Annotated in this window: 13 protein-coding genes; 11 read left to right on the top strand and 2 right to left on the bottom strand. The window is 70.4% G+C overall.

The window, feature by feature from the left end:
* The first annotated feature begins 72 nt into the window (after positions 1-72).
* From OVA17_RS03240 to OVA17_RS03200, 9 genes are all read left to right on the top strand, one after another.
* A complete protein-coding gene (locus tag OVA17_RS03240; RefSeq protein ID WP_210072869.1) occupies positions 73-558 on the top strand; it encodes a glutathione peroxidase in 486 nt (161 codons plus the stop codon).
* Positions 559-586: 28 nt separating this feature from the next.
* Complete coding sequence (locus OVA17_RS03235; protein WP_267788142.1) at positions 587-1,483, top strand: alpha/beta fold hydrolase; 897 nt, start codon at positions 587-589, stop codon at positions 1,481-1,483.
* A 101-nt stretch (positions 1,484-1,584) separates the two neighbouring features.
* Positions 1,585-2,772 (top strand): xylose isomerase, encoded by a 1,188-nt coding sequence (gene xylA, locus OVA17_RS03230; protein WP_210072873.1) that lies wholly within the window; start codon positions 1,585-1,587, stop codon positions 2,770-2,772.
* Positions 2,773-3,041: 269 nt separating this feature from the next.
* Positions 3,042-4,433: a xylulokinase gene (gene xylB, locus OVA17_RS03225; protein ID WP_267788139.1), complete on the top strand. Its 1,392-nt coding sequence runs from the start codon at positions 3,042-3,044 to the stop codon at positions 4,431-4,433.
* A gap of 256 nt (positions 4,434-4,689) precedes the next feature.
* Positions 4,690-5,700, top strand: coding sequence for a LacI family DNA-binding transcriptional regulator (locus tag OVA17_RS03220; RefSeq protein WP_210072877.1), 1,011 nt, complete (start codon positions 4,690-4,692; stop codon positions 5,698-5,700).
* A 174-nt stretch (positions 5,701-5,874) separates the two neighbouring features.
* Positions 5,875-6,591, top strand: a complete 717-nt coding sequence (locus tag OVA17_RS03215) for an L-ribulose-5-phosphate 4-epimerase (RefSeq protein ID WP_210072879.1) — start codon at positions 5,875-5,877, stop codon at positions 6,589-6,591.
* Positions 6,588-8,159 carry a xylulokinase gene (locus OVA17_RS03210; RefSeq protein WP_267788136.1) on the top strand — a complete coding sequence of 524 codons (1,572 nt, stop codon included), beginning with the start codon at positions 6,588-6,590 and terminating at the stop codon, positions 8,157-8,159. Before OVA17_RS03215 ends, OVA17_RS03210 begins: the two co-directional genes overlap by 4 nt.
* A 23-nt stretch (positions 8,160-8,182) precedes the next feature.
* Positions 8,183-9,694 carry an L-arabinose isomerase gene (araA, locus tag OVA17_RS03205; RefSeq protein ID WP_267788134.1) on the top strand — a complete coding sequence of 504 codons (1,512 nt, stop codon included), beginning with the start codon at positions 8,183-8,185 and terminating at the stop codon, positions 9,692-9,694.
* Positions 9,695-10,141: 447 nt separating this feature from the next.
* Positions 10,142-11,224 (top strand): SDR family oxidoreductase, encoded by a 1,083-nt coding sequence (locus OVA17_RS03200; RefSeq protein ID WP_267788132.1) that lies wholly within the window; start codon positions 10,142-10,144, stop codon positions 11,222-11,224.
* Positions 11,225-11,260: 36 nt separating this feature from the next.
* Here OVA17_RS03200 and OVA17_RS03195 read toward each other — a convergent pair whose 3' ends face one another.
* Both OVA17_RS03195 and OVA17_RS03190 read right to left on the bottom strand, forming a co-directional pair.
* Positions 11,261-12,817, bottom strand: a complete 1,557-nt coding sequence (locus OVA17_RS03195) for a deoxyguanosinetriphosphate triphosphohydrolase family protein (RefSeq protein WP_267788131.1) — start codon at positions 12,815-12,817, stop codon at positions 11,261-11,263.
* A 237-nt stretch (positions 12,818-13,054) separates the two neighbouring features.
* The gene (locus tag OVA17_RS03190) at positions 13,055-13,996 is read right to left on the bottom strand and encodes a LysR family transcriptional regulator (protein ID WP_267788130.1); all 942 of its coding nucleotides are present in this window, start codon (positions 13,994-13,996) and stop codon (positions 13,055-13,057) included.
* Positions 13,997-14,142: 146 nt separating this feature from the next.
* On the opposite strand from OVA17_RS03190, the gene OVA17_RS03185 reads away from it, so the two are divergent.
* Together OVA17_RS03185 and OVA17_RS03180 are read left to right on the top strand one after the other, a co-directional pair.
* The gene (locus tag OVA17_RS03185; protein ID WP_267788128.1) at positions 14,143-15,375 is read left to right on the top strand and encodes a cysteine desulfurase-like protein; all 1,233 of its coding nucleotides are present in this window, start codon (positions 14,143-14,145) and stop codon (positions 15,373-15,375) included.
* An 86-nt stretch (positions 15,376-15,461) separates the two neighbouring features.
* On the top strand, positions 15,462-16,310 hold the full coding sequence (locus OVA17_RS03180) for an alpha/beta fold hydrolase (RefSeq protein ID WP_267788127.1): 849 nt from the start codon (positions 15,462-15,464) through the stop codon (positions 16,308-16,310).
* Positions 16,311-16,338 lie beyond the last annotated feature (28 nt).

The raw sequence follows: 16,338 nt of genomic DNA, 5'->3' as shown, positions 1-16,338 counted from the left end.
GCTGCTCCGGATCGGCGCGCCGGGCGCCGGGATTCCCACCCCGGGCAAAGCGGACGGTGCCAGGATCGGAGCATGGACCTCTCCGGCATCCCGATCACGACCATCCGTGGCGAGCAGACGACCTTCGGCGCGTTGACCGACGGCAAGGCCGCCCTGGTGGTGAACGTCGCTTCGCGCTGTGGTCTCGCGGGTCAGTACGAAACCCTCGAGGCGTTGCACAAACAGTACGGCGACCGCGGCTTCACGGTCATCGGCTTCCCCAGCAACCAGTTCCTGCAGGAGCTCAGCGACGACGACAAGATCGCCGAGTACTGCTCCGCGACGTGGGGCGTGACGTTCCCGATGTCGGAGAAGGTGAAGATCAACGGGCGCAACGCCCATCCGCTGTACAAGGAGCTGACCTCGACCCCGGATGCCGAGGGCAAGACCGGCCGCATCTCGTGGAACTTCGAGAAGTTCGTCGTCGCCCCCGACGGGCGCGTGACCCGCTTCAGCCCGCGTACGCAGCCCGACGCCCCCGAGGTCGTCGCCGCGATCGAAGACGCGCTCCCGCGCTGAGCGGGATCCGAACCGCGAAGGAGTCTCCGTGGCAGATGCCGTCGTCCTCGTCTCCGGTGGCGCCGCCGTCACTCCGTACACCGACCCGGAACGCGCCGCGGCGACGGGCCTGGCCGCGGGCAACACGCTCACCGCTCTGCGCGATCACTTCGTCTCCGCCGGCGTCGCGGCCTTCACCGCTCCCGCCCGGATGGGAGTGGGGACGGTCGAGCGGGATGCCGGGTGGCAGGGCTTCGACGACGTGCCCCTCGTCCTGCCGGCCGAGGTGACGGTCAACGCGGTCGGGGCCGTCGACGACGCGGGTGTCGCGCTCGCCGCGTTCGTCCGCTGGCTCCGCGACGAGCACGGGCTCGGGAGCGTCGATCTCGTCGGCCACTCGATGGGCGGACTGTTCTCTCGGGCGGCGATCCGCGAGCTCCGAACCGACGGACCGCGCATCGACCGGCTCGTGACGCTGGGAACGCCGTGGGACGGTGCCGTCCTCGGCGACGCCGTGGCGGGAGACCTCGCCCCGGCCGATGCCCACGGCGACCCCGCGACGACGGCGATCCTCGAGCAGGCGCTCGCGTACGCGGCGGCCAACTCGCAAGGGGCGGCCGAGCAGGTGTCGCGCCGTTTCCTGCGGGGGTGGAATCAGACGCAGGCGGGTGTGCTCGACGGCATCCCCGTCACCGCGATCGGCGCGGGTCACTTCGCGGCCGCGACCGAGCCCGCGCAGCTCTGGCCGCACGACGGGCTGGTCTCGCTGCGAAGCGGCCGGGCCGACGACGTCCCCCTCGAGGTGGTGCCCGTCATCGACCGGCACTCGTTCCCCGACCACGTCCACAGCATCTTCTTCGCCGACGGGTTCGGACTGCCGTGGGAGCGCGCCCTCACCTGGGATCCCGCGGTGTTCGCCGTCGTGGACTCGGCCCTGGGAATCTGAGCCGAGCGCTGGACGCCACGGCATCCGGGGTATATGTTGTGAGCACCAACAAACCCGAGGTGCGTCACCGCGTGCCCGTGCGTCCATGCGAAGGAGCAGGAATGCCCACCCCCACCCGCGATGACAAGTTCTCGTTCGGACTCTGGACCGTCGGCTACAACGGCACCGACCCCTTCGGCGGCCCCACGCGTGAGCCCCTCGACGTCGTGCACGTCGTCGAGAAGCTCGCCGAGCTCGGCGCCTACGGCCTGACCTTCCACGACGACGACCTCTTCGCCTTCGGCTCCACCGACGCCGAGCGCCAGAAGCAGATCGACCGGCTCAAGGGCGCGATGAAGGACACCGGCATCATCACGCCGATGGTCACCACCAACCTCTTCTCCGCCCCCGTCTTCAAGGACGGCGGCTTCACCTCCAACGACCGCCAGGTGCGCCGGTTCGCTCTGCGCAAGGTGCTGCGCAACCTCGACCTCGCCGCCGAGCTGGGCGCCAAGACCTTCGTCATGTGGGGCGGCCGCGAGGGCGCCGAGTACGACTCCGCGAAGGACATCCGCCAGGCGCTCGAGCGCTACCGCGAGGCCGTCAACCTGCTCGGCGACTACGTCACCGACAAGGGCTACGACATCCGCTTCGCGATCGAGCCCAAGCCGAACGAGCCCCGCGGCGACATCCTGCTGCCCACGCTCGGTCACGCGATCGCCTTCATCGACTCGCTCGAGCGCCCCGAGCTGGTGGGCCTGAATCCCGAGGTCGGTCACGAGCAGATGGCGGGCCTGAACTTCGCCGCCGGCATCGCCCAGGCGCTGTATCACGGCAAGCTCTTCCACATCGACCTCAACGGCCAGCGCGGCATCAAGTACGACCAGGACCTCGTGTTCGGCCACGGCGACCTGCACAACGCCTTCGCCCTGGTCGACCTGCTCGAGAACGGCGGCCCCGGTGGCGTGCCCTCCTACGACGGCCCCCGTCACTTCGACTACAAGCCCTCGCGCACCGAGGATGAGACGGGTGTCTGGGACTCCGTCTCGGCCAACATGAACACCTACCTGCTGCTCAAGGAGCGCGCCGCGGCCTTCCGCGCGGACCCCGAGGTGCAGGAGGCGCTCGAGGCCGCCAAGGTCGCCGAACTCGCCCAGCCGACGCTCAACGAGGGCGAGACCTACGACGACTTCCTCGCCGACCGCTCGGCCTACGAGGACTTCGACACCGACGCCTACCTCGGCGGCAAGGGCTTCGGGTTCGTCCGCCTGCAGCAGCTCGCCACCGAGCACCTGCTCGGCGCGCGCTGAGCCTCTCGGGCCTGGATGCCGCGGCATCCAGGCCCGTCCCGGCTCGCCGTCGGCGCGGGCATCACGCCCGTTCCGGCGCCGTGCACCCGCCTTGAGTGTCCAGAACACCCGGACGATTTCGAAATCACTCCGGGTGTTTTGGACACTCAACGGAGGGGTTGGGGCTCGGGCAGGGCCCCGGCCCCGGCCCGGCGCGTTACGGGCTGCGGCCCAGAGACAAAACCACACGAGCCGCGCCGACGAAGGCGTGGCGGACAGAAGGGCAGAGCATGGCGCTCGTCATGGGAGTCGACTCGTCGACGCAGTCGTGCAAGGTCGTCGTCGTCGACGCCGAGACCGGGAAGCTCGTGCGCGAGGGGCGCGCCTCGCACCCCGCCGGGACCTCGGTCGACCCCGAGGCCTGGTGGAAGGCGCTCCAGGATGCCATCGCACAGGCCGGCGGTCTCGACGACGTCGCGGCGGTGTCGATCGCGGGTCAGCAGCACGGCATGGTCGTCCTGGATGCGGAGGGCGCGGTGATCCGCGACGCCCTGCTGTGGAACGACACCCGGTCTGCGCAGGCCGCTCGCGACCTCATCGACGAGGTGGGCGCGGAGGCATTTGCCGAGCGCACGGGCGCCGTGCCGGTCGCCTCGTTCACCGGCACCAAACTGCGTTGGTTGCGCGACGCCGAGCCCGAGAACGCCGCGCGAGTCGCCGCCGTCGCGCTCCCGCATGACTGGTTGACCTGGCGTCTGCGCGGCTTCGGCCCGGGGAACGCCGTTCTCGAGGAGCTGGTCACCGACCGCTCCGATGCGTCGGGCACCGCCTACTGGGGCGCCGACGGCTACGACCTCGACCTCTTCCGTCGCGCTCTCGGCCACGATGCGCTGCTGCCGCGCGTGTTGGGGCCCTGGGAGAGCGCCGGCACGTTGACGGGTGGCGCACTGGTCGGCGCCGGTGCGGGCGACAACGCCGGCGCCGCTCTGGGATTGGGGGCGGGTCCGGGCGATGTCGTGGTGTCGCTGGGGACGTCGGGCACGGTGTTCGCCGTCGCCGAGGCCCCCACGCGTGACACGACGGGCGCCGTCGCCGGTTTCGCAGATGCGACCGGCCGTTTCCTGCCGCTCGTCGCGACGCTGAACGCGGCGCGTGTGCTCGACGCGATCGCGGGTCTCCTCGGCGTGACCCACGAGGAGCTCGGCGCCCTCGCCCTGCAGGCCGAGCCGGGCGCCGGCGGTGTCGTGCTCGTTCCCTGGTTCGAAGGGGAGCGCACGCCCAATCTCCCGAACGCCAAAGCCTCCCTGAACGGGCTGACCCTGGCATCCACGAACCGACCGAACCTGGCTCGCGCCGCGATCGAGGGCATGCTCAGCGGGCTGGCGGCCGGACTCGAGGCGATCCAGGCGCAGGGCGTCGAGGTGCGGCGGATCCTGCTCGTCGGCGGGGCGGCAGCCAATGCGGGTGTCGCGCGGATCGCCGCCGAGGTGTTCGACGCCGACATCGTCGTGCCGGCCGCGGGGGAGTATGTCGCCCTCGGCGCGGCGAGACAGGCCGCGGGCGTTCTCGCGGGTGGTCCGATCGAATGGACGGTCGCGACGACACGCGCGGTCGAATCAAACCACCGCGAGCTGATCCGCCGCAACTACGAGTCAATCGCCGCCCTTCGTGCGCGAGAGTAGACGCGGGCCCGTCGGCGTCTTGTAAGGGGGGCGTCGGCGGGTTCGCCCCGTCTACGGGAGCGGTCTCATCGGGGGTGGCGTGGACGCTCTCGATCGCCTGTCGATGTCGTCGTCCCGCTCCTACCGTCGCGCCATGTCCCGCGTTCGTTCCCATGCGCCCGCGATGGGGGATCCCGGTGCGCGGTGTCATCGCGCCATCGCACAGCGAGCGGCGCCGGTGAGCCGAGGGGGGTGCGCGCCGCTACTGTGAGGGACCATGAGCGGCGAGGTCGGGGGCAAGCGCATCGGCGTGCGCGAGGTCGCGGCCGCGGCGGGGGTCTCGACGCAGACCGTCTCGCGTGTGCTCAACGGCTACGCCGGCATCCGTGACAGCACGCGCGAGCGCGTTCTCGCCGCGGTGGCCGACCTCGATTACCGCGTGAACAATGCCGCGCGAGCGCTCGGCACGAGTTTGACGCGCACGGTGGGGGTCGTGGCATCCGATGCCGTCCTGCACGGGCCCTCGGCGGGCATCGCCGCTCTCGAACGGGCGGCGCGGGCGCGCGGGCGGTGGATCTCGACCGCGTACACCGACTCCGACGACCCCGCCGACATCGACGCCGCGGTGCGGCACCTGCTCGCCCAGGGAGTCGACGGGGTCGTGCTGGTCGCAGCGCACGGGGTCACTCCTCTCGAGGGGTACGACGTGCCGATCGTGCCGCTGTACGGCGCCTCGGGCACCCGCCAACGCGATGCGGCTGCCCTCGTCGTGGATCATCTCGCCGACCTCGGACATCGCTCGATCGTCGAGCTCGCCGGACCCTCCGACTGGCGCGAGGCCCTCGCCCGCACCGCGGGGGTCGCCGACGCCGTGACCCGTCGGGGGCTGTCGCTCGTCGGCCGTGTCGAGGGGGATTGGAGCGCGGCCTCGGGCTCGGCGCTTGCGGCTGAGGTCGCCGCGCGGGTCGCCGCGGGGGCCACGGCTGTGGCGGTCGCCAACGACCAGATGGCGTTGGGGCTCGTCGCCGGTCTCGCTGCGCGAGGGGTGCGCGTCCCCGCGGACGTCTCGGTGACCGGGTTCGACGACAACCCGGATGCCGCTTTCTACACGCCCGCGCTCACCACGGTGCGCCTCGACGTCGAGGGCGAGGCCGAGTACGCGGTGGCCGCTGTGCTCGGGCATGCGGCGGAGCTCCCGGCGGAGCCGGAGTTGGTGGTGCGGGACTCCACGGCCCCTGCGGGTGGTCTCCGCTCGCGACACGGGTCGGTGACCGAGCGAAACTCCTGAGTTTCGGGGTCGAGGCTGCGGGGAAGCCTCGAAATCGTCGGGTGGGGCGGGCGGGCTCCTTGATCGCTCAGGAGTTCGGCTCATGAAGCTCTCGCGCCGCGGCGATGTTACCGGTAACATTGCGATGCGAGGGCGCCGCGCCCCGCCACCCGAACCACCGTCGAAGGAGACCGCGTGTCCGACGCCGCCCCGTTCACGCCCGAGGTGCAGCAGGCGATCGACGCCGTGCGCGCCGACGTCGCCAAGCTGCACGCCGAGCTCGTGCGCTACAACCTCATCGTCTGGACCGGCGGCAACGTCTCGGGTCGCGTGCCGGGTGCCGACCTGTTCGTCATCAAGCCCTCGGGCGTCTCGTACGACGACCTCGCTCCCGAGAACATGATCCTCTGCGACCTCGACGGCAACGCCATCCCCGGCACCCCCGGTTCCGAGCGCAGCCCCTCGAGCGACACCGCGGCCCACGCCTACGTATACCGCCACATGCCCGAGGTCGGCGGCGTCGTGCACACGCACTCGACCTACGGCGTCGCGTGGGCGGCCCGCGGCGAAGAGATCCCCTGCGTCATCACGGCGATGGCCGACGAGTTCGGCGGTCCCATCCCGGTCGGCCCCTTCGCGATCATCGGCGACGACTCGATCGGTCGCGGCATCGTCGAGACCCTGCGCGGCCACCGCTCGCGCGGCGTCATCATGCAGAACCACGGCCCCTTCACGATCGGCACGAACGCGAAGGATGCCGTGAAGGCCGCCGTCATGCTCGAAGACGTCGCCCGTACCGTGCACATCGCGCGCGAGGCGGGCCCGCTCATCCCGATCCCGCAGGACAAGATCGACGCCCTCTACAACCGCTACCAGAACGTCTACGGACAGAGCACGGACGACCGCCGATGAACGCGCACATCACTGACGGCCGGGCCAGCCTCGGCATCGAGCTCGGCTCCACCCGCATCAAGGCGTGCCTGATCGGCCCCGATGCCGAGGTGCTGGCGACCGGATCCCACGAGTGGGAGAACGTCTACGCCGACAAGCTCTGGACCTACTCGCTGGATGCCGTGTGGTCGGGCCTGCAGGCCGCGTACGCCGCACTGGTCGCCGACGTGCAGCAGCGCTTCGGCGTCACCCCCGAGCGCTACGCCGCGATGGGTGTGTCGGCGATGATGCACGGCTACCTCGCGTTCGACGCCGAGGGCGAGCTGCTCGCCCCCTTCCGCACGTGGCGCAACACCAACACCGGTGTCGCTGCCGCGGAACTCACCGAGCTGCTAGGCGTGAACATCCCGCTCCGGTGGTCGATCGCTCACCTGCACCAGGCCGTCGTCGACGCCGAGCCCCACGTGCCCGAGATCCGCTTCCTCACCACCCTCGCCGGCTACGTGCACGGGAAGCTCACCGGCGAGAAGGTCCTGGGCGTGGGGGATGCCTCGGGCATGTTCCCCATCGACTCCGCGACCCGCGACTACGACGCCGAGCTCGTCGCCCGCTACGACGCGCTCGCCGCGGGGCGGATCCCCGCCCTCGAAGCCCTGCTGCCGAAGGTGCTCGTCGCGGGTACGGCTGCGGGCGCCCTCACCCCGGAGGGAGCCCAGCTCCTCGACCCGACCGGAACCCTGCGTCCCGGCATCCCGTTCGCTCCTCCCGAGGGCGACGCGGGCACCGGTATGGTCGCCACCTGCGCCGTCGCTCCCCGCACGGGCAACGTCAGTGCCGGCACGAGCATCTTCGCGATGCTCGTGCTCGAGCGCCCGTTGAGCCGGGTGCACCACGAGCTCGACCTCGTCACGACGCCGTCGGGCGATGCGGTCGCCATGGTCCACTGCAACAACGGCGCGAGCGAGCTCGCCGCCTGGGCGGACATGTTCACCGCGTTCGCCGCCGCGGCCGGCACCCCGGTGACGCCGGATGCCACGTACACGGCGCTCTTCGAGGCGGCGCTGAACGGCGAGGCCGACGCCGGCGGGCTCCTCGCGTACAACCACCTCGCCGGAGAGCCCATCGCGGGCCTCGACGAGGGGCGCCCGCTCGTGGTGCGCACGCCCGACAGCCGCCTGACCTTGCCGAACTTCATGCGCGCGCAGCTGTACGGCGTCTTCGGCACGCTCGCGCTCGGCATGGACGTCCTCCACGGCGAAGGCGTGCAGCTCGACAAGATGTACGCGCACGGCGGCATGTTCCGCACTGCGGGAGTGGCCCAGCGCTTCCTCGCGGCGGCTCTCGACGCACCCGTCGCCGTCGCCGAGACGGCCTCCGAGGGCGGCGCGTGGGGCATGGCCGTGCTCGCGGCCTACGTCGCCGACGAGTCGGGTCGCGACCTCGACACGTGGCTGCGCGAGACGGTGTTCGCCACCGCCCCGATCGTCACCGCCGAGCCCGAACCCGCCGATGTCGCCGGCTTCTCGTCCTACCTCGACCGCTATCGCGCCGGACTCGCCGTCGAGGCCGCCGCCGTGGCATCCCTTTGAAGACCCCTCACGAAGGAAAAGACATGACCCGCACTCCCCTCAAGAACGACCTCGGCGGCTACGAGGTCTGGTTCGTCACCGGCAGCCAGAACCTCTACGGCGAAGAGACGCTGAAGCAGGTCGCCGAGCAGTCGCAGGCCGTGGTCGAGGGCCTTTCCGGCCTGCCGGTGAAGGTCGTCTGGAAGCCCGTGCTGAAGGACTCCGACAGCATCCGACGCATGGCGCTGGAGATCAACGGCCGCGACGACGTCATCGGCGTGATCGCCTGGATGCACACCTTCAGCCCCGCGAAGATGTGGATCTCGGGGCTCGACGCCCTGCAGAAGCCGCTGCTGCACCTGCACACGCAGGCCAACGTCGAGCTGCCGTGGAACGACATCGACTTCGACTTCATGAACCTCAACCAGGCCGCCCACGGCGACCGCGAGTTCGGGTATATCCAGACGCGCCTGGGTGTGTCGCGCAAGACCGTCGTCGGTCACGTCTCGAACCCCGCCGTGCGCCAGCAGATCGAGGACTGGGAGCGCGCCGCCGCCGGCTGGACCGCCGCCCGCACCCTCAAGCTCGCCCGCTTCGGTGACAACATGCGCTTCGTCGCCGTCACCGAGGGCGACAAGACCGAGGCCGAACTGCGCTTCGGCGTGCAGGTCAACACGTGGGGCGTCAACGAGCTCGTCGAGGCCGTCGAGCAGGCATCGGATGCCGACATCGACGCGCTCGTGCAGGAGTACATCGACAGCTACGACGTCGTCGACGAACTGCTCCCGGGCGGCGCGCGTCATCAGTCGCTGCGCGACGGCGCGGCGATCGAGCTGGGCCTGCGCTCGTTCCTCGAGCAGGGCGGCTTCGGCGCCTTCACCACCTCTTTCGAAGACCTGGGCGCGCTGAAGCAGCTTCCCGGTCTCGCGGTGCAGCGCCTCATGGCCGAGGGCTACGGCTTCGGCGCCGAGGGTGACTGGAAGACGGCGATCCTCGTGCGCGTCGCCAACGTCATGGGTGCGGGCCTGCCCGGCGGCGCCTCGCTCATGGAGGACTACACCTATGACCTGGTGCCCGGGTCGGAGCGCATCCTCGGCGCGCACATGCTCGAGGTCTCGCCCTCGCTGACCACGAAGAAGCCTCGCCTCGAGATCCACGAGCTCGGCATCGGCGGCAAGGACGACCCGGTGCGCCTGGTCTTCACCGCCGACGCGGGTCCCGCGCTCGTCGTCGCGATGAGCGACATGCGCGACCGCTTCCGCCTGGTGGCCAACGTCGTCGAGAACGTCGACGCGCCCGACCTGCCGAAGCTGCCCGTGGGCCGCGCGGTCTGGAAGCCCGCCCCCGACTTCGCGACCTCTGCCGGCTGCTGGCTCGCCGCCGGTGCCGCTCACCACACCGTCATGACGACGGCCGTGGGCATCGAGGTGTTCCGCGACTTCGCCGAGATCGCGAAGACCGAGCTCGTCGTCATCGACGAGGACACCACGGTCCGCGGCTTCCAGAGCGAGCTGCGCTGGAACCAGGCGTACTACCGCCTGGCCCAGGGCCTCTGATCCCCGCCGCCCCGGGAGCGCGAGCCCCGGGGCGGTGCGGCACGTGCCCGTTCCGTTCGCTCGGAACGCGCCCCGCTCGCCGAGGTGCCCCTTACCGCCTCGGCGAGCGGACCGTGCCCCGGATCCCTGGTGGCGGTGGGCTGCCCGGGATCCGGGGCACATCTCGTTCGCGGGGTGCGCGCTCCGCGCGTGAGCGCCCCGTCCCGGTCTCGGTGGGTTCGTGTCCCGGATCGTGCGGCCTTCAGGGTGCTCGGGCCGCCTTTTTCGGGACATGGATGCCGTGGCATCCGGGGTCGCGGCGTAAGCCGACCGATCAGGGCGACGCCGTCGGGGCGTAGGACGCCGGCGCCGCGCGGGGGCGGCCGAAGCGGCACGGACCTGGGGAGCGACGAGCAGGCGAGGAATACCCGCCGAGCAACCACGGTTGCCCCTCGTTCACCTCGACCGATGGGAACCCTCGTTTTGACTGACTCCTCACATGCCCTCGTGGTGGGCGCGACCGGTATCGCCGGCGGCGCCCTGCTGGATCGACTGATCGACGACGGCTGGGAGGTGACGGCGCTGTCGCGACGGGCCGGGGCGGCGCGACCGGGAGTGACCTGGCGGTCGGCGGATCTGCGCTCGCTCGAGGCGCTGACGTCGGCGCTGCGGGGTGTCCCGGTCACGCACGTCTTCTTCACCGCGTGGTCGCGGCAGGACACCGAGGCCGAGAACATCGCCGTCAACGGCGGAATGGTGCGCGATCTGCTCGCGGCGCTCGCCGACGCGCCGGTGCGGCACGTCGCTCTGATGACCGGGTTGAAGCACTATCTCGGCCCGTTCGAGGCCTACGGCCAGGGCGAGATGCCCGACACCCCCTTCCACGAGGACGAGCCGCGCCTCGACGTCGACAACTTCTACTACGCGCAAGAGGATGAGCTCTTCGCCGCGGCCCAGCGTCAGGGATTCACCTGGTCGGTGCACCGCTCGCACACCGTGCTCGGGCACGCGGTCGGCAACGCGATGAACATGGGCCTCACGATCGCCGTGGCCGCGGCGATCAGCCGTCACACGGGTCGCCCGCTCGTCTTCCCCGGCAGCGAGACGCAGTGGAACGGCCTCACCGATGTGACCGATGCCGATCTGTTGGCGAATCAGATGGTGTGGGCGGCGACTCATCCCGAGGGCGCCGACGAGGCCTTCAACACGGCCAACGGCGACGTGTTCCGCTGGCGCTGGATGTGGCCGCGCATCGCCGCAGACCTCGGAGTGGAGGCCGAGGGCTTCGACACCTCCCCCCGACCGTTCGCGCAGCAGATGGCCGACGCGGCACCGGTGTGGGCCGAGATCGTCGCGCAGCACGGTCTCGTCGAGCCCGACCTGGAGCGCGTCGCGTCGTGGTGGCACACGGATGCCGATCTCGGACGCGACATCGAGGTGATGACCGACATGTCGAAGAGCCGCCTGGCGGGCTTCACCGAGCATCACCGCACGCGCGACTCGTTCACGCGCTTGTTCGAGCGGTATCGTGCGGCGCGCCTGATCCCCTGAGGTCGCGGACGCCCTGGCATCCGCCGGCGCTCGGCCCTACAGCCGCTGCCCCAGCGCCCACAGGCGGTCGGCACGCCCCGAGATCGCCTCCGACAGCGCGAAGGCCTGAGAGTCGGTGAGCGATGCCACGTAGTCGACGATCCCGCGGGAGCGCGCGAGGCGTTCGGCGTCGGCATCCGAAGGGCGACGTTCCGCGGGCAGGGTCGCGTACTGCTCGCGGGCCAGGGCGATGAGTTCGCGCAGACGCCGCGGGGTGCGCGCGCGATCGAGGTCGTCGTCGAGCCACTCGCCCAGCGCCCGCACCGACCGCGCGAGGATGCGACTCATCCCGCGCTGCTGGATCGCCAGGTCGGGGCGGCTCAGCACGAAGCGCTTGTGCACGAATTTCAGCACCTCGACGTGGTGCCAGGCCCAGGGTGACAGCACGACCGGCCCCGCTCGGGGGGTGTCGAGGGGGCGCAGACGCGCCGACTCCTGGAACCGGCGGATCCACCGATCGGTGAAGGCGGCGAGTCGGCGCTCGGCCGTCAGCGAGCCGTCGAAGGGGCGCGCGAGCAGGTCGGTGACCATCTCGGCATCCACGTCGCTGACGGCGGCGAGGAAGGCCTCGTCGTCGGCGATCCACGGGTCGTCGCGGCGCATCTTTCTCCGCAGGCGTTCGAGGCCCGCCCCGGGCATGAGCTCGGCGCGCACCTCGGTGTCGTCGCGGTCGCGCCACTCGAGCACGTCGTCGAGCCAGCCGCGGAACTCCGCCGCGATGGGCGCGTGGTCGAGGATCCCCGCTCGGTAGAAGTCGTCGACGTCGTGCACCGAGTACGCGATGTCGTCGGCGAGATCCATGACGGCGCCCTCGATGCTCTGGCGCAGGGGTTCGGCATCGACCCCGTGCCGGGCCTCGACGAGGTCCTCGAGGTCGAGGTCGTACGCCGAGTACTTGTGCACCCGGTACGCGCCGTCGGGAGAGCGACGGATGCCGCGGGGCGGGCCGATCCGCTCGACGTCGGCCGCGTCGACCGACGGCGCCCACGGGTACTTCGCCGAGGCGGTGCGCACGGCCGCGGTGAGGTTGAGTCCGCGGGGGGCGTTCTCGACGACGTCGAGAGCGGTGAGGATGCGGTAGGTCTGGGCGTTGCCCTCGAAGCCGTCGGGCAGGCCCAGTTCCTCGCGCGCGAGGCGGTCGAGGGTGGTCTCGCCGAGGTGGCCGAAGGGCGGGTGCCCGAGGTCGTGGGCGTAGGCGGCGGCCTCGACGACCGTGGCGTTGCAGACGTCGCCCTCGCCGGCCTGCCGCGAGCGCGTGTTGAGCTGCAGGGCGACGACGCGTGCGATCGCGCTGACCTTGAGCGTGTGGGTCAGTCGATTGTGCACGGGTGCCCCGCCGATCGACGGCGACACGACCTGCGTGACGGCCGACAGCCGCGAGAAGTACGGCGAGAACTGGATGCGCTCCAGGTCGATCGACCACGGGTCGGCGCGAGCGTCGTCGTGGTCGGGATGCACACGGGATGCCGGGTTGCCGACGACGGCGCCTTGGTCGACGTCCACGCGCTCCGGGCGCGCGGCGAATGCCGGGGGAGTGGTCTCGTTGTGGAGCAAAGCGGTCCTCTCGCGGCGTCGACGACGTGGATCCACGCTAACGCGCCGTCTCGGCCGTGTCGTTCCCCGTTGACGGCGGTGGTTCTGGCGGCGAGGGCTCTCCTGCGTGGGGCGAGAGAGACGGCCGCCGCTCCCGCGGCCCCCCGTCGGTCCCTTGCGGGGTGGCCTTCAGCTCGGCAGGGGGCTGCGGTCAGGTTGTGGAAGGCGGAGTCCCGTGGCGGGCCGAATCGCAGAGAGTCACCCCTGGCGGGAGGTCTCGATCGTCTTCTCTGCGGCATCCAGGCCGGCCCGCAGGCCCTCGATGAACCCCGGAAGGAAGGGGGGCTGGAACGACGGGCGCGTGACCACCAGGATCTCCCGATGCCAGGGCTCGATCCCGGCAGGAGGGTGCACGATCTGTACGCGAAGGCCCCGCTCGAGTCCCGCGGCGACGACGGTGGCGGGCACCACGCTGACCGCGAGGCCCTCGCTCGCAAGAGTCAGCAGGCAATTCGGGTCCGAGCTCTCGAAGGCCACGTGGAAACGAAAGCGCAAGCGCTCCGACCAGGAGCCCAGAAGACGTCGATCTCCCAGAGAGCGATGCCCGAGGGCCCAATCCTTGTCGACCAGTTCCTCGAATGTCAGACCCGCCTCCGGCGCGGCCACCAGCAGCATGGGCTCCCTGCGCACCAGCGTCACCGTCAGCGGATCGTCGGCCCGCGGCGAGTCTGCGGGCAGGTACCGGTAGCCGACGAGCAGATCGAGCGCCCCGGATCGCACGAGGGGGATGGCATCCGGCGTCTCCATTTCGCGAACGTTCACACGCGGCCAGGAAGGGTCCTTCTGCAGGGACGAGAAGACGCGCGGAAGCAGGTACTGCAGTGCCGTTCCGTGCGTTCCCAGCGTGAGATCGGGGGCCTCGGAGCGGCTTATCGAACGCAGGCTGTCGGAGAATTCGGAGTTGGCGATCAGCAGCGGACCGGTGGCCGCCAAGAGGGCGCGGCCGGCGGCCGTGATGGCGATCCGACTCCCGGGTCGGCGGACGAGCAGTTCCACCCCCAACGCCCGTTCGAGTCCGGCGATGTGCTGGGTGATCGCCGACGGCACGTATCCCAGTTCCGCGGCTGCGGCCGCCATGGAACCGTGTTCCACGACCGCCGTGAAGCTGCGCAACCAGCGGAGGTTCATCGGGTCATTCATGAAGTGTGAACTCTCCCTTTAGAAAGCATCAGTTTACGCGAACGGGTCGAGAGGCCACGATGGACGACAGCGTCGCTCGTTGCCCCGGCCGGGGGACAGAGCCCGCACCCCGATGCACCGGTCATGCACCCCGCGAAAGAAGAGTCATGAAGCCCTCCACGGTCCCCTCGACGCTGGATGTCGACGACATCCGTTCGCACTTCCCCGCGCTTCGTGGCGGCACCGCGTTCTTCGACAGCCCCGGCGGGACACAGACTCCGACCAGCGTCGCTGCCGCCATCGGCGAGGCGCTTCTCGCTCCGCTCGCCAACCGGGGTCTCGTCACTCAAGCCGAACGCAACGCCACGAGCATCGTCGAGGCGTGCCGGTCCGCACTCGGAGATTTCTTGAACGTCCCGAGCCAGACGGTCGTCTTCGGACGAAGCGCGACGGCGCTCACCTTCGATCTTTCTCGGGCCATCTCGCGGACGTGGAAGGCCGGTGACGAGGTGGTCGTCACCCGGCTGGACCACAACTCCAATGTGCAGCCCTGGCTGATCGCGGCCGAACGCACCGGAGTGACCGTCCGATGGGTGGACTTCGACCCGGCGACCGGAGAGCTGTCGACGGATGCCGTTCGCGAGCAGCTCTCGGAGCGCACCAGGCTGGTGGCGGTCACCGCCGCATCCAACGTCCTCGGCACCATGCCGGACATCCCCCGGATCGCCGAGGCGGTCCATGGCGTCGGAGCGCTGTTGTACGTCGACGGCGTGCACTACGCCGCACACGCGCTGGTGGATGTCCCCGCGCTCGGTGCGGACTTCTTCGTCTGCTCGCCGTACAAGTTCCTCGGACCACACTGTGCGGCCGTCACGATGCGATCGGATCTTCTCGGCCAGCTGCAGCCCGACAAGCTGGCGACCTCGCCGAACACCGATCCCGAAAGATACGAGCTCGGCACCCTGCCCTATGAGCTGATGGCCGGCACGACGGCCGCGGTCGAATTCATCGCCGCGATCGGCGGCCCCGAGGGAACCCGCCGCGAACGCCTCGTCCGAGCGGTCGAAGCGATCGACGAGCACGAGACCGATCTGCGAGAAGTCATCGAGACCGGCTTCGCCGCCTTCGACGACCTCACCGTGCACTCGCGTGCCGCGCGTCGGTCTCCGACCCTGTTCATCTCGGTCGCGGGCGGTCGCGATCAGGAACTCGCCCGTTTTCTCGCGAGCCGCGACATCAATGCCCCGGCCAGTCACTTCTACGCCATCGAGGCCTCACGACGACTCGGACTCGGCGATGGTGGTGCTCTCCGTGTCGGGCTTGCGCCATACAACACGCGGGATGACGCCGACCGGCTCCTGAACGCGACGGCGGACTTCCTGGCATCCCGCCGGCCGTGAAAACCCGAACCCGGCGCCCACGCCGGGCGGCACCGTCGTGACCGTGGCGCTCGCCGGGAAAACGCAGCTCCCTCTTATACGCCTCGATGCTGACCGACGCAATCGTCCGAGTCGCCGAGCGCTCGAAAAGTACCCGGGTTAGCGTTGCGAACATGACGCTGAATCATGTTCGACGCGGGAGTGGCAGCCCACTGCTGCTGGTGCACGGCCTGGGCGCAGGCTGGCGATCTTGGACTCCGATCCTCGATGAGCTGGCCCGGCACCGTGAGGTCATCGCCATCGACCTGCCGGGATTCGGTGAGACACCGCCGCTGTCCGGTGACGTCTCGATTGCCACGCTGGCCGACTCCGTCGCGGACTTCATCCGCGAGCAGGGACTGGAGGGGGTCTCAACCGTCGGGCAGTCGATGGGCGGCCGAATCGTGCTCGAGCTTGCGCGGCGCGGAGTGGGCGGGGACAGCGTCGCTTTGGACCCTGGCGGGTTCTGGAGTCCCCGCGAGCGCGCTGTCTTCGCCGCCACGCTGCGGCCGTCGATCGTGCTGGTTCGCGCATTGCGCGGCGTTCTGCCCGCCTTGCTCAGTAATCCCGTCGGACGGACGGTGCTTCTGGCGCAATTGTCAGCGCGACCGTGGGTCCTTTCGCGGGAAACGGTGCTGCCGGACGTGCGCGGACTGGCCGATTCCCCCTCGGTCGGAGCCGCCATGAATGCCCTCACCAAGGGCCCCCTGCAACAGGGCGCCCCCGCGGGCACGGTACCCGGCCGGGTCACGATCGGGTGGGGTCGGCGCGACCTGGTGACCGTGCCCAAACAGGCCGATCGCGCCATCCACCTGTTCCCCGACGCTTCGCTGCACTGGTTCGAACGATGCGGCCACTTTCCGCAGTGGGACGTTCCCCACGAAGCGACACGACTCATCCTCGACAGCACCAGCTGAAGCGCGGGGCTGCGTGCGTCACCGGTCG

The organism is Microbacterium sp. SL75 (assembly GCF_026625865.1).
Classification (GTDB): domain Bacteria; phylum Actinomycetota; class Actinomycetes; order Actinomycetales; family Microbacteriaceae; genus Microbacterium.
This window is presented reverse-complemented; position numbering and strand designations above follow the sequence as displayed.

Bases quoted from the DNA above. Each gene is read 5' to 3' on its own strand.
- OVA17_RS03240 (WP_210072869.1), top strand. From the start codon at position 73: ATGGACCTCTCCGGCATCCCGATCACGACCATCCGTGGCGAGCAGACG.
- xylA (WP_210072873.1), top strand. From the start codon at position 1,585: ATGCCCACCCCCACCCGCGATGACAAGTTCTCGTTCGGACTCTGGACC.
- xylB (WP_267788139.1), top strand. From the start codon at position 3,042: ATGGCGCTCGTCATGGGAGTCGACTCGTCGACGCAGTCGTGCAAGGTC.
- OVA17_RS03220 (WP_210072877.1), top strand. From the start codon at position 4,690: ATGAGCGGCGAGGTCGGGGGCAAGCGCATCGGCGTGCGCGAGGTCGCG.
- OVA17_RS03210 (WP_267788136.1), top strand. From the start codon at position 6,588: ATGAACGCGCACATCACTGACGGCCGGGCCAGCCTCGGCATCGAGCTC.
- araA (WP_267788134.1), top strand. From the start codon at position 8,183: ATGACCCGCACTCCCCTCAAGAACGACCTCGGCGGCTACGAGGTCTGG.
- OVA17_RS03200 (WP_267788132.1), top strand. From the start codon at position 10,142: ATGGGAACCCTCGTTTTGACTGACTCCTCACATGCCCTCGTGGTGGGC.
- OVA17_RS03190 (WP_267788130.1), bottom strand. From the start codon at position 13,996: ATGAATGACCCGATGAACCTCCGCTGGTTGCGCAGCTTCACGGCGGTC.
- OVA17_RS03185 (WP_267788128.1), top strand. From the start codon at position 14,143: ATGAAGCCCTCCACGGTCCCCTCGACGCTGGATGTCGACGACATCCGT.
- OVA17_RS03180 (WP_267788127.1), top strand. From the start codon at position 15,462: ATGCTGACCGACGCAATCGTCCGAGTCGCCGAGCGCTCGAAAAGTACC.